Below are 12,827 nucleotides of genomic sequence, written 5' to 3'. Positions count from 1 at the left end.
CCTATTTATTTTTTTGCTTTTTGTATTCTACATTTGCAAGATTATACTCCCTCACTCCAAATGGAATGACTAAAACAGTACTGTACTTACCATTACATCCATCTGCCATTAAATTTCTACTGCTAGCTCTTATACTCGAACATTCAATATCACCTATTGGCATGGTGAATGATTTATTCTTATTCTTAAAAATTGTCTTGTCCTTGTTCACATAGTGTAATTCACTTGTGTTAGGCTCTCCGTTTTTAGGAAAAATCGTTACTTTTAAAGTACTCTCTTTATCCGCCTCTACATCATCTAGAAAAGCGAACATAGGAACGAGATGTTCTGCTTTCGTTCCCCCGGTCATAATTTCGTTTACTTTATCCGATAGATTTTGAATGACTACATGATCTTTCTCGATTGCATCTTTCACTGTAAACTTCTGCTCTTTATCTATCTCTTTTTCAGAGCATCCGATTAATAATACAAATAGTCCAATAGCCGTCCATATCTTCTTCATGTTATCCCCCTTTAATTTCAAGAATGTTCGGTCTTTTTATTTTACCGTTTTTTACAATTATAGGAAAATTAAGTTCGATTATTTCTATTAGACGAACGAAGGCCCCTCTTTTATTCAAAAGAGAGGCCTTTATTTTTATAACTCTAATGTTAGCGGTGAATTTTCTTCACTGTTCATTAATCTGATTAAGCTTGGCTTTATCTTCAGCAGTATATAATTAGTATCATTTGGTCCATCAAAATAATGAGACATCTGCTCAGACCAAAACTTTTCCTTCAATCCCTGCTCATCTTGAATTGTTGCCGTACCTTCTACTTCAAGATAAGGGTTACCATATCCATCACCGTCATAACCAACTAAAAGATGCACATTAGGATTTTCCTTAATCTCTTCAGCTTTATGAGTTTCGATACTAGTTGGCGTATAGAATGTAAGTTCATCATGATAAAAGGTCATATATCTGGAATGCGGCTTATTCTGTTTCACACTCGCAAGTACTCCTGTTTGTCTTTTTTCTAATACGTTCAATATTTCTTGTTTTAGCTGCTCTTTATCCATTTCATCCACTCCTTTAATTTACTGGCTCTTCTAACTCTACCTTCTAGGATGGAAAATAAAACATCATGTTATGCATGAACGGAGCAGACTCGTTTAAAGTTAAACAAAAGCAGATTCTTTCATCGCTTCCTCTTCTACCTTATCCATAAAATCTTTTACCACTTTGTTGTTATTTTTATCACCAGCGATTTTAAGCATGACTTTGCCTAAGAAATTAATGCCTTTAGTATGTCCCGTATAAATAAAGCGTGTGCTTGTTTCATCCAATTTTATTAATGTAAAGGCTGCTTCAATTTCGAAGGCTTTTCCTAACGTAAAACCTATACGCATGTATTTTTTTGATTCAGTGTTTTCATACCCGAGAGTCTCAACTATGTATGTTTCTATTCTTCGTCCCTCTTTGTAAGATTGACGATACGTGGATCCCACTATGCCTTCTTTCTTTTCAATTGGTTTATGTTCTACAACGTTTGGCATGATGCGCTGCAGATTTTCATCAGAAAAGAGTTCCCACACCTTTTCAATATTTACGGAGATTACTTTCTCTTCATTCCATGTTTTCATCTTACATCCTCCTCATTTCCCCACTTTAAAAACTGGTCGATTTCATCTATTGTGCCGTGCAATCCCTTTATTTTTTTCTGAATGTCCCGCTTTTTTTGATTAAGGATGTTCTCCAGGTTCTCGAAGGATTCATCTTCAATAACGGTGATCATTTCTTGAATCGTAAAGTTGAATTTCCGCAAACTCACCAGGATCATTGCAATTAAATAGGATCCATTATCGTAATACCGGTAATTATTCTTTGGATCAATGTAAGCTGGTTCAAGCAGTTTCACCTCTGCATAATACCTCAATGTCTCCTTGCTTAATCCTGTCATTTTTGAAAACTCACTAACTCTATACATCCTTTCATTCACCACCTGCATCTCCATCATAAACCGTGTTGTGCACCACAGAGTCAAAACTTTTTTCACATCATTTTATAGTCTTCCTCAAGAAGCTGAGTTTCCCTTTAAGAAAAAGGAATTAGTATTGGATAAGAGAATATTAAACCACTATAGGGAGGTGTTAGCATGGAGTTTAAGAATTACGAAGAATTTTGGCCATTCTATCTTTCGCAGCATAGCAAACCATCGACTAGAGCGTGGCATTTTGTTGGTACTTCATTTGTCTTTATCTTTATTATTCTTGCGGTTTGGAAAAGCCTTTTGTTTCTTTTATTAGCTCCTGTTGTAGCTTACGGCATTGCCTGGTTCAGTCACTTTTTCGTTGAGGGAAATAAGCCTGCTACTTTTGGACATCCATTCTGGTCTTTGATAGCCGATTTTCGCATGTACCGGATGATTTTGTTTGGGCAGCTGGGGAATGAATTAACTAAACTTTCAAAAGAGAAGATGTAAAAATGAAAACCCCATTTCAAAATAGAAATGGGGTTTTTACTATCATTTATTCTACTGTTACTGACTTAGCAAGGTTACGCGGCTTATCTACGTCACAGTCGCGGTGTAGCGCTGCGTAGTACGAGATCAGCTGCATTGGAAGTACAGATACAAGCGGAGTCAAGTATGGGTGGATCTTCGGAAGAACGATGCGATCGCCTTCTTCTTGCAGTCCGTCCATAGAGATTACGCATGTGTATGCACCGCGTGCCGCTACTTCTTTTACATTACCGCGGATGCTTAAGTTAACATGCTCTTGAGTTGCTAGAGCGATAACTGGCGTACCGTCTTCGATTAACGCGATCGTACCGTGCTTAAGTTCTCCTCCAGCAAATCCTTCTGCTTGGATATAAGAGATTTCTTTAAGCTTAAGTGCAGCTTCTAAGCATACATAGAAGTCAGCAGCACGGCCGATAAAGAATGCGTTGCGAGTTACAGCTAAGAACTCACGAGCAATCTGTTCCATCTCTTCTTTTTGATCACATAAAACTTCCATAGCGTTTGCTACAATCGCAAGCTCCTGAAGCGGATTGAAGTCTAACTCGATGCCTTTTGCACGAGCAGAATCAACAGCTAAGATAGCAAGAACTGCGATTTGTGCAGTGTATGCTTTTGTTGAAGCAACTGCGATCTCAGGACCAGCATATAAGTTAAGCGTATGGTCTGCTTCACGAGAAAGTGTAGATCCCGGAACGTTTGTGATCGTTAATGCTTTGTGACCTAGTCTTTTGATCTCAACTAATACGGCACGGCTGTCTGCAGTCTCACCGGATTGTGAGATAAAGATGAACAATGGCTTTTCAGATAATAGCGGCATGTTGTAAACAAACTCACTTGCGATGTGTGATTCAACTGGGATGTTTGCAATGCTTTCGATAAGCTGCTTACCAACAAGACCTGCATGGTAGCTCGTTCCGCATGCAATGATGTATACACGGTCTGCGCCTTTCATTGCAGCACGGATATCATCATCGAGCTTAAGGTCGCCATTTTCGTTTTGGTACTGATTAATGATGTTACGCATTACGAAAGGCTGCTCATCAATTTCTTTTAACATGAAATGAGGGTACGTGCCTTTTTCAATGTCGCTTGCATCTAGTTCTGCTGTGTAAGGTGCACGTTCTACAACTTCACCATCAAGAGTCTTGATTGTATAGCTGTCACGAGTCACGATTACAATTTCTTTATCCATTAATTCAACGTATTGATCTGTTTGAGAAAGCATAGCCATTGCATCACTTGCAATAACGTTGAAGCCTTCACCTTTACCCACTAACAATGGGCTTTTGTTTTTACCAACATAGATGGTTTCAGGGTTTTCGTTGTCGATTAAACCGATCGCATAAGAACCTTTAAGTTCAGACAATGTACGGCGGAATGCTTCTTCCACTTTCATGCCTTCTTTTACAAAGTGCTCTACCAGCTGAACGATTACTTCTGTATCTGTTTCAGACAATAACTCAACACCTGAAATGTATTGCTTCTTCACCTGTTCAAAGTTCTCGATTACACCGTTGTGCACAAGTGTAAAACGCTCTGTTGAACTTTGGTGTGGATGTGAATTCACTTTGCTTGGAACACCGTGGGTTGCCCAGCGTGTATGTCCGATCCCTACAGATGCTTCTACACCTAGATCAACGCTCTCACGCAAGTTGGCAATACGGCCTTTTTCTTTGAATACATGAACTCCGTCTTCGTTAAGTACGGCGATTCCTGCTGAGTCATATCCGCGGTACTCTAATTTCTCAAGACCACGCAATAAAATTTCTTTTGCATCGTTTTTTCCAATATACCCTACGATTCCACACATAAATAAACGTCCTCCTTAAGCCATCACACTCTGCTGACGGCTTACATAAGAGGGCCGTGAGCGGGGCTCACAACCCCACCTATGTTTTCTATTTTTATTTTGGTTTCACTTGCTTTCGTCTTTGTACAGGAAGTCACCTTGCCTGGTTTGAACAAAAGCTTACGGAAGTGAATGTTCCGAGAGGCATCCGCCGAAATATCGATGAACCTCTTCCTCGTCAACTGCTTTTTTCCGATCAGCAGTTCAGGCGCTTTTAGGATGAATGATTAACTGTAAACTCCTTCCTTTTATTTGAAGTAAACAAAAATAATCATACACGGGTTTTTCAAAACCGTCAATTATTATTCTTTCCCTATTTCAGAAAAAGTTGAAACATAAAGTCCCATAATAAAAAAATATGCATAAGCAGCCCTTTGTGTGAGCCGCATATGCATATGTTTCGTGCCCTTTTTCATTTTATGTCGGATAAAGGTCTTCCTTTTTATTCTAGGCGCTTCTCGTAATCCTTGTTGCTCTTGATTTCCGCTCCAGGTGCTCGCTTTCCGCGGGGCGGGCGGTGAGCCTCCTGTCGCTTTGCGCCTTTAGGAGTCTCACCTGTCCCACTGATCCTGCAGGACAAGGAAGGCTTCGTCAGCGTTACATCGCACGAAGAAAATGTGATTTTTCATTTTCGAGGAGTCTCACACCTTTCACTCCAATCAACTTGTCAATGAAGAGAATGAAAAAAATGACCTCAAGCACTAATCTTTTAGAAAAAGCCTTATACTAACTCTTTTTTAACGACTTCTACGATTGTTTCTGCATGCTTTTGGCAAAGTTCTTCTGTAGGTGCTTCTACCATTACGCGTACAAGCGGTTCTGTTCCAGAAGGACGCACAAGCACTCGGCCGTTTCCTTCAAGTTCTGTTTCCACTTGATCGATAGCCGCTTTAATCGCTTCATTTCCGTTCAGCTTAGATTTATCTGCTACTTTAACATTGATTAAAAGCTGAGGGAATTTCTTCATCTCTTCTGCAAGCTCTGATAGTGGTTTGCCAGTTGCTTTAAGAATAGATGCAAGCTGGATTCCAGAAAGAAGTCCATCACCTGTCGTTGTGTAATCTAAGAAAATAATGTGGCCGGACTGTTCTCCGCCCAAGTTGAAATCGTTTTTGCGCATCTCTTCCATTACGTAACGGTCACCAACAGCCGTTTGGGCAGATTTCATGCCGCTTGCTTCAACTGCCTTATAAAATCCAAGGTTACTCATAACTGTTGATACAACCGTATCCTGCTTCAGACGGCCCTGATCTTTAAGATGCTTCGCACAGATGAACATAATTTGGTCACCATCGACAATGTTTCCTTTTTCATCGATCGCGATCAAGCGGTCTCCGTCACCATCAAACGCCAATCCCATGTCACAGCCTTTTTCTTTTACAAGCGCAGCAAGCTTCTCTGGATGAGTGCTTCCAACACCTTCATTAATGTTTAAGCCGTTCGGGCTAGTGCCCATCGTTGAAATATCTGCTTCAAGATCAGCAAATAAGTGCGGTGCATGTGATGATGTAGCACCGTGTGCACAGTCAAGTGCGATATGCAATCCTGAGAAGTCTCCAGGAATCGTTTGTTTTAAATACTGCATGTACTTCTGTCCGCCTTCGAAATAATCGCTGACAGAGCCCAAGCCGCCTCCTACAGGACGAGGCAATTCGTCTGTATCTTTATCTAAAAGTGCTTCAATTTCCGCTTCTTGCTCATCTAAAAGCTTGAAACCGTCTGCTCCAAAGAATTTAATCCCATTATCCGCAACTGGATTATGCGAAGCTGAGATCATGATTCCTGCTTGTGCTCCCAGCGCTTTTGTAATAAAAGCAACTCCAGGTGTCGAAATAACACCTAAGCGCATTACTTCTGCACCGATGGATAAAAGGCCAGCTATAAGAGCGCCTTCCAGCATTTGTCCTGAAATTCGTGTATCACGGCCGATCAAGATTTTTGGCTTATCTGTATCTTTTGTTAGAATATATCCTCCGAAACGTCCTAATTTAAAGGCAAGTTCAGGCGTCAGCTCTGTATTTGCAACTCCTCTTACTCCGTCGGTACCAAAATATTTTCCCATTATTGCTCTCTCCTTCATCTATTGACTGCTAGTTTCTGTTTGAATTTCCACACTGGCTTCTTGAACTGTATCTGTCAGATCAATATCAGCAGGATTTTTCCAATCTATCTTTACTTCGTGAGTTCCTTCTTCAAGCTGGCTTACATCTAAAATACCTTCGAGATCTGATTTTTGGAGCGAATCAAGCGCACTCTTCTTGCCTCGCACCGTCACATTGACGGCGCCATCTTCAGGGTCTAGAATAGTAGCTTTTTTCTCATCGGTCGTGCCAAGCAATGTTAATGGAACATCTTCAAACGTTCGTGTAACCTCTTCATCTTCAACGTCAATCAAAACGGATACCTCTTTTACAGAAACAGATTCAATTCCATCTGGAACAGGAACATCCACGGTTAATGTTGTATCTTTTTTAATCTTGCTAAGATCTATAGAAATCTCTTTAAATGAATCATATTTATCTAGAGAAGTCGTTGTACCTGTCAGCGTAATCTCACTCGGGTCAGATGTTATTGACGCAATTGAGAGACCTTCTTCCAGCTCTCCACTTGTACGGATGGAAATAGGTACTGTTTTTTTAGGTTTCTTTATAGGCACTGATACCTCTGCCGTTTCAGGAGAAACCTGAACATCAATGAGGTCGCCTTGTTGATTGTATGCTCGTAAAGGCACTTTGGTCTGTATAGTCTCGTCCGCATTCCCTACGTCAACAAATCCCGTTATAAATGAGATCTGATCGATCATTCCTTCTGGACCAGTTACTTTGACGGATTTTGGAGAGAATTCAACATCTCCAGCTGTATAACCCTCTGGAAGCTTTCTTGTATTTTTCAGATCAACGTTAACCGGCATCTCTTTCGTAACTTTCTTATGAAGGATTACATCAATGTATTCAGGCTTCACCTTCGCCTTAACGCCTTCAGGCAAACCTCGGACATTTACTTTAACCCGTTTATTGCCCGGATCCTCATTAGTCAGATCAATATATGCTTCGACTTCTTTATCTACTTTTGTGGCTTTCGTAATTAACCGGCTCGAGCCTGTTAAGGTAATATCTACTGAAGAAGGCAAATCGGTTAAGACATATTGCCTTTCATCAAAATAAGGTGTAATTTCAACGTCCTGAATGGTCTCGCTTTCCGTATACATTTTTGAAAAAATAGAACGGTTAGCTGCTTCTTCCTGCGTTTCCATTGTAACGATGGTATACATCATTAAAGCAAGGAGGAAAGCAATAATTTTAACAAACCATGAACTATTAAGGAGTTTGTCCATTTTTCTTTCCCCTCCAATTCCAGCGAGTTGAGGAAGTGGACTTATTAGCAATAATCAATTCTGCATTTAACAAATTTCTTAAAGACTCTTCGTCCAGATTCCGATAGATTTCCCCGTTTTTTGTAAGGGAGATCGTACCTGTTTCCTCAGAAACGATAACCGTTATAGCATCTGTCACTTCACTGATCCCTAATGCTGCTCTGTGCCTTGTCCCAAGTTCTTTTGAAACAAACGGGCTTTCTGTAAGCGGCAAATAACAGCCAGCTGCAAAAACCTGGCTTTGTTTTATAATGACAGCTCCATCGTGAAGCGGTGTATTCGGTACAAAAATATTCGTTAACAGCTCGGAAGTTAAGTGCGCCTGAATTGGAATCCCAGTCTCTACGTACTCACTCAATCCTGTTTCTCTTTCAATGGAAATGATTGCTCCGATTCGGCGTTTAGACATATAGTTTGTAGATTTCACAATAGCAGCGATCGTTTTCTCGGTTTCCTCTTCTTCAGGAATTCCCGTCCTTGAAAAGAATCTGCCTCGTCCAAGCTGTTCCAGCGCTCTTCTCAGCTCTGGCTGGAAGATAATAATAATGGCAAGTAAACCATATGTAATTACTTTATCCATCAGCCAAGACATCGTCCGAAGATCGAACGAACTGCTCAGGAACCATACTACAATGATCACGCTTATCCCTTTTAACAATTGAACAGCTTTCGTTCCCCGGATAATCATGATTAATTTATAGATGACATACGTCACCAATAAAATATCAATTATTTGTGTAAGGTAATTAAAAATATTAAAATCTGCGATTGGTAACATAACTTCCCTCCCAACTCGGGTATGTGTTCCAAGTTGAAGTTTATAATGGATTTAACTTATTTATTATAGCATACCTCATTACAAAGAAAACTGAGCATGAGAGACTCAAGTTTATGAAATTCGAGGCTCACCCTTTTGGTAGCGGCCATGAAACTGCCCTTTGCTTAATACCACCCTAGGTATTAGAGGAAGGATTCCCACGGTAAACTGAATTAATCCCACGTTAGTTGAGTTTTTCGCACGTTAATTAAAAAATACACACGAGACGACAATCCCTGACAAACTTCACGCCGCCGATACCCCCGTATCATTTTTCTTCACCCAACAAAAAAAGCCGTCTCAAAACGGCCCTTATCATTATTTTGCATCGTTTCTTCTTTTGTACTAACCAATGATTTCAACTTGTACCATACCCATTCGACAACTTGGCCGATTTCCTGACTGTGGCCCGTTACCTCACCTGCTGATGCAAGATATTGATTACCTTTTATTACTGTGACGTCGCCCTCTACTTTTCCTTCAATACGGACGTCTGCATTCTCAACGACAAGGTCGCCTTTTATCGTTTCCCCAGCTGGGACAACGACTACCCTTTCAGCCTTTTTAATCTGAAGGTTTCCTTCTCCTTTTACAACAGCCAGATCTTGTTGATTATAGCTTGTGAAAACTGATGCTGCCATAAAGAACATAAAGATCGCCGCGGCTGTTAAAGCAGGATGGCGCTGCATCCATCGTTTCCATTTCATCTGCTGCTTCTCTTTAGGTAGCTTTGCCATAACAGCCTGAGTAAATCCTTCAGGTGCCTTTAAAATATGATTCTGTAACTGTAATTCTTTTAGAGTATCTAAAAGCAGCTCGTATTCTTCTTTACATGATTCACATTCTTCCAGATGAGCATGAAAGACTCGCTCTTCTTCCTTCGTCGCTTCACCATCGAGTACTTTGTTCATCAATTTATCAAATACAGAAGCTTCACACTGCATTTTTCTTCACCTCGTTTTTACAACCATTTGAAATACTTTCTTCAGCGCTTCTCTGCCTCGATGTATCCGAGTTTTTACAGTTGGGACGGGTATGTCCATTATGTGGCTGATTTCTTCCAGTGATAAATCTTCTACATATTTTAGAACAATTGCTGTCCTATACTTCTCGGGGAGCTTCATAATTTCTTCTTGCAGTTCATTCCATCTTTCATTTTCTGTTACCACCTGTTCAGGCAGCGGTTCTTCAGATGAGAGCTGACTATACATCGTAGCTCCGTCAGTGCCAGGCACTTCAGCATCTAAATAGTAATCAGGTTTCTTCTTCCTGAGCCTGTCAATGCATAGGTTTGTGGCAATTCTGAAAATCCAAGTTGAAAATTTAAATTCATTATTGTATTTACTTATATTACGGTAAGCTCTTAAAAAAGTTTCTTGTGCTAAATCTTCTGCTTCGTGTCCATTGCCGACCATCCGGTAACAATGCCGGTATATTTTATCTTTAAAAAGGTCTACAATGCCTTCAAACGCTTCCTGGTCCCCTTTTTTGACTTGGGCAACCATATTCGCTACTAAGGCGTCCATCTATTATCACCACTCGGATTTTATTTACGTACCAGCTTGCCATAAGTTTCAATGATTCTCTTTATTTTTTTATTTTATCATGTTGCAGAATTTGGCGAAATAAAAAGGTATATTTTTCTAGTTTCGGTGTTTCAAACTAATAAGCCCTGGGAATATTAATCATATAAAATACTTTAATCGAGTGAAGAGAGGGGCTGTTTGTATGCATAGAGATGTATTGATCGAACAGATCGAACACTCCAGACAACAAATGAATGAGCTTTCGAAACATCTTCCCTTAATTGCAGAAGAAGTTGTTGAACTTTCTCAAGAAATAGACCAGCTGCTAAATCAATATCAACGTATAAATGAAAAAGAACAGTTGCTTCCGTAGAGAGGCAACTGTTTTTGTTTGAACAATTTTATAAAAGTTTTTCTCCGAATAAAGATCCCATTAATGCCACAGCAACTGTTGCTGTTTTATTCTTCTCATCAAGAATCGGGTTTACTTCTACAAACTCTGCTGAAGTAATAATTTCTGCTTCTGCAAGCATCTCCATCGCAAGGTGACTCTCTCTGTAGCTGATTCCCCCAAGTACCGGTGTACCAACTCCAGGAGCATCGTGTGGATCTAATCCATCAAGATCAAGACTAAGGTGAACCCCGTCAGTATGTGCTAAGTATTCGATCGTCTCTTCCATTACCTTTGTCATACCAAGACGATCCACTTCATGCATCGTGTAAACTTTAATGCCTTTTTCTTTTATGAGCTCTCTCTCACCTTCATCAAGTGAGCGCGCTCCAATGATAACAATGTTTTCTGGCTTCACTTTAGGTGTATAGCCGCTGATGTTTGTTAGCATCTCATGGCCAATACCGATGCTGGCTGCTAAAGGCATTCCATGAATATTGCCGCTTGGTGAAGTGTCTGCGGTATTCAGATCACCATGCGCATCATACCAGATGACACCAAGGTTTTTATAGTGTTTTGAAACCCCTGCTAAAGTTCCGATCGCAATACTGTGGTCTCCGCCTAATACTAATGGGAACTTTTTGTTCGTAATTACACTGGATACAGATTCAGATAGCTTTTCACTTGCTTCCAAAACTCCGTTTAAGTTTTTAAGATTACCTTCGTTCTCATTACTTTGTTTTTCTGGACGAGCAATTTCAATATCACCTAAATCCTCAACCAGATAGTTAAGGTTTTCTAAACGCTCAATAATTCCTGCATATCGGATAGCACTCGGTCCCATATCTACACCGCGTCGCATTTGCCCTAAATCCATCGGTACTCCGATCACTGATATATCTTTTAACATTTCTTCTTCCTCCCTTAAAAAAACAAAAAAACTAACGAATTCCTAATACTATTGTATCTGTAAGGGATTTCATGGTTCAACTGGACAAAATTTTGCATAGATATACCAAAAAGAAAGCGCTTTCGATGCTTGGATACATATTTATAAGAAATAGAATGGAAAATGGGTGAGATTCTTTTTTATTAAAGAAGGGAATGACTGCAGCGGAATGTCTTCATTACTTTTTCAGCCGTAATTTGAAATTGCAGGCTGTAATATTATTTTCTAAGCCGTAATTCTCTTTTATAGGCTGTAATTTTAATTTTCTGACCGTAATTCTCCGTTTATAGGCTTTTCGACATTTCGGTAATATCATTCATTAAAATAAAAAAGAAGATGGAATTATCCATCTTCTAACCGTTTTTAAATATAAAAAAAAAGGCTAACGCCTGATATCAATTGTTATGTATATGGTGGAGCTTAGCGGGATCGAACCGCTGACCTCCTGCGTGCAAGGCAGGCGCTCTCCCAGCTGAGCTAAAGCCCCGGAATAAATGGAGCGGGTGATGAGAATCGAACTCACGACCAGAGCTTGGAAGGCTCTTGTTTTACCATTAAACTACACCCGCATTATGTAAAAGCAGTATTGTCTGTCTTTTTAAATCTTATACAAAGATGGTGGAGGGGGACGGATTCGAACCGCCGAACCCGGAGGGAGCGGATTTACAGTCCGCCGCGTTTAGCCACTTCGCTACCCCTCCACATAAAAAAAGAGACGTTTTAAAACATGCTCCTGTGTCTAAAAGACATTTCAAAAGAAGTATGTTCCTCATCAATTTGATGCTCCTGCGTCTACTAGCTTATACAAGCTGAATATTCCTCGTCGCATGTCAGCTAAGAAGATATATAGTAAGTAGACATGGTGCCGGCTAGAGGACTTGAACCCCCAACCTACTGATTACAAGTCAGTTGCTCTACCAATTGAGCTAAACCGGCATAAATGGTGGAGGATGACGGGATCGAACCGCCGACCCCCTGCTTGTAAGGCAGGTGCTCTCCCAGCTGAGCTAATCCTCCAAAAGTTATGTTCAGTTAAAGAAAAGTTGGTGACCCGTACGGGATTCGAACCCGTGTTACCGCCGTGAAAGGGCGGTGTCTTAACCGCTTGACCAACGGGCCATATATTTATGATATGGAGCTTCCAACCGGGCTCGAACCGGTGACCTCTTCCTTACCATGGAAGCACTCTACCTGCTGAGCTATGGAAGCAAAAAGTAATGGCTCCACAGGTAGGACTCGAACCTACGACCGATCGGTTAACAGCCGATAGCTCTACCACTGAGCTACTGTGGAATAATATAATTTGCGTATTTTGAGATAAAGCCCAGCGACGTCCTACTCTAACAGGGGGAGACCCCCAACTACCATCGGCGCTGAAGAGCTTAACTTCCGTGTTCGGTATGGGAACGGGTGTGACCTC

General features: G+C 40.5%; 13 protein-coding genes, 8 tRNA genes and 1 rRNA gene. 2 read left to right on the top strand and 20 right to left on the bottom strand.

All coding sequences use genetic code 11. From position 1 onward, the window contains the following. Position 1 precedes the first annotated feature (1 nt). The 4 genes from ACFW35_RS18670 to ACFW35_RS18655 form a co-directional block, all read right to left on the bottom strand. Complete coding sequence (locus tag ACFW35_RS18670; protein ID WP_379848072.1) at positions 2-502, bottom strand: hypothetical protein; 501 nt, start codon at positions 500-502, stop codon at positions 2-4. A gap of 135 nt (positions 503-637) precedes the next feature. Then, a complete protein-coding gene (locus ACFW35_RS18665; RefSeq protein WP_379848071.1) occupies positions 638-1,060 on the bottom strand; it encodes a pyridoxamine 5'-phosphate oxidase family protein in 423 nt (140 codons plus the stop codon). Between the two features lie 99 nt (positions 1,061-1,159). Beyond that, positions 1,160-1,624, bottom strand: a complete 465-nt coding sequence (locus tag ACFW35_RS18660; RefSeq protein WP_379848069.1) for an SRPBCC family protein — start codon at positions 1,622-1,624, stop codon at positions 1,160-1,162. Next, positions 1,621-1,968 carry a MerR family transcriptional regulator gene (locus ACFW35_RS18655; protein WP_379848067.1) on the bottom strand — a complete coding sequence of 116 codons (348 nt, stop codon included), beginning with the start codon at positions 1,966-1,968 and terminating at the stop codon, positions 1,621-1,623. Before ACFW35_RS18655 ends, ACFW35_RS18660 begins: the two co-directional genes overlap by 4 nt. Before the next feature lie 168 nt (positions 1,969-2,136). On the opposite strand from ACFW35_RS18655, the gene ACFW35_RS18650 reads away from it, so the two are divergent. After that, the gene (locus ACFW35_RS18650) at positions 2,137-2,463 is read left to right on the top strand and encodes an Mpo1-like protein (RefSeq protein ID WP_379848065.1); all 327 of its coding nucleotides are present in this window, start codon (positions 2,137-2,139) and stop codon (positions 2,461-2,463) included. A gap of 46 nt (positions 2,464-2,509) precedes the next feature. Here the strand turns inward: ACFW35_RS18650 and glmS are convergent, their stop codons facing one another. From glmS to sigW, 6 genes are all read right to left on the bottom strand, one after another. Continuing rightward, positions 2,510-4,312, bottom strand: coding sequence for a glutamine--fructose-6-phosphate transaminase (isomerizing) (glmS, locus tag ACFW35_RS18645; protein WP_379848063.1), 1,803 nt, complete (start codon positions 4,310-4,312; stop codon positions 2,510-2,512). A gap of 760 nt (positions 4,313-5,072) precedes the next feature. Then, positions 5,073-6,413 carry a phosphoglucosamine mutase gene (gene glmM, locus ACFW35_RS18640; RefSeq protein WP_379848061.1) on the bottom strand — a complete coding sequence of 447 codons (1,341 nt, stop codon included), beginning with the start codon at positions 6,411-6,413 and terminating at the stop codon, positions 5,073-5,075. An 18-nt stretch (positions 6,414-6,431) separates the two neighbouring features. Beyond that, complete coding sequence (locus tag ACFW35_RS18635) at positions 6,432-7,685, bottom strand: CdaR family protein (RefSeq protein WP_379848059.1); 1,254 nt, start codon at positions 7,683-7,685, stop codon at positions 6,432-6,434. Continuing rightward, positions 7,669-8,502, bottom strand: a complete 834-nt coding sequence (gene cdaA, locus ACFW35_RS18630; RefSeq protein ID WP_066285608.1) for a diadenylate cyclase CdaA — start codon at positions 8,500-8,502, stop codon at positions 7,669-7,671. The genes ACFW35_RS18635 and cdaA overlap by 17 nt, the downstream gene beginning before the upstream one ends. Before the next feature lie 317 nt (positions 8,503-8,819). Next, positions 8,820-9,485 (bottom strand): zf-HC2 domain-containing protein, encoded by a 666-nt coding sequence (locus ACFW35_RS18625; protein ID WP_379848057.1) that lies wholly within the window; start codon positions 9,483-9,485, stop codon positions 8,820-8,822. 6 nt (positions 9,486-9,491) lie between these two features. After that, complete coding sequence (gene sigW / locus ACFW35_RS18620) at positions 9,492-10,067, bottom strand: RNA polymerase sigma factor SigW (RefSeq protein WP_066285604.1); 576 nt, start codon at positions 10,065-10,067, stop codon at positions 9,492-9,494. A 202-nt stretch (positions 10,068-10,269) separates the two neighbouring features. Here sigW and ACFW35_RS18615 point away from each other — a divergent pair, with 202 nt between their 5' ends. Continuing rightward, positions 10,270-10,440: an aspartyl-phosphate phosphatase Spo0E family protein gene (locus ACFW35_RS18615; RefSeq protein ID WP_077365737.1), complete on the top strand. Its 171-nt coding sequence runs from the start codon at positions 10,270-10,272 to the stop codon at positions 10,438-10,440. A gap of 28 nt (positions 10,441-10,468) precedes the next feature. Here the strand turns inward: ACFW35_RS18615 and rocF are convergent, their stop codons facing one another. From rocF to rrf, 10 genes are all read right to left on the bottom strand, one after another. Continuing rightward, positions 10,469-11,368: an arginase gene (gene rocF, locus ACFW35_RS18610; RefSeq protein ID WP_379848055.1), complete on the bottom strand. Its 900-nt coding sequence runs from the start codon at positions 11,366-11,368 to the stop codon at positions 10,469-10,471. Positions 11,369-11,818: 450 nt separating this feature from the next. After that, positions 11,819-11,894, bottom strand: a tRNA-Ala gene (locus ACFW35_RS18605). A gap of 8 nt (positions 11,895-11,902) precedes the next feature. Beyond that, a tRNA-Gly gene (locus tag ACFW35_RS18600) sits at positions 11,903-11,976 on the bottom strand. A gap of 47 nt (positions 11,977-12,023) precedes the next feature. After that, positions 12,024-12,108, bottom strand: a tRNA-Tyr gene (locus tag ACFW35_RS18595). A gap of 159 nt (positions 12,109-12,267) precedes the next feature. Beyond that, positions 12,268-12,343 (bottom strand) — tRNA-Thr (locus tag ACFW35_RS18590). Between the two features lie 5 nt (positions 12,344-12,348). Continuing rightward, positions 12,349-12,424 (bottom strand) — tRNA-Val (locus ACFW35_RS18585). Positions 12,425-12,451: 27 nt separating this feature from the next. Continuing rightward, positions 12,452-12,526 (bottom strand) — tRNA-Glu (locus tag ACFW35_RS18580). A gap of 14 nt (positions 12,527-12,540) precedes the next feature. Next, positions 12,541-12,616, bottom strand: a tRNA-Thr gene (locus ACFW35_RS18575). Positions 12,617-12,625: 9 nt separating this feature from the next. Next, positions 12,626-12,700 (bottom strand) — tRNA-Asn (locus ACFW35_RS18570). A gap of 29 nt (positions 12,701-12,729) precedes the next feature. Further along, positions 12,730-12,827 (bottom strand): 5S ribosomal RNA (gene rrf / locus ACFW35_RS18565); the annotation flags it as partial.

The sequence above is a fragment of the Fictibacillus sp. NPDC058756 genome, assembly GCF_042746035.1.
Lineage (GTDB): Bacteria > Bacillota > Bacilli > Bacillales > Fictibacillaceae > Fictibacillus.
This window is presented reverse-complemented; position numbering and strand designations above follow the sequence as displayed.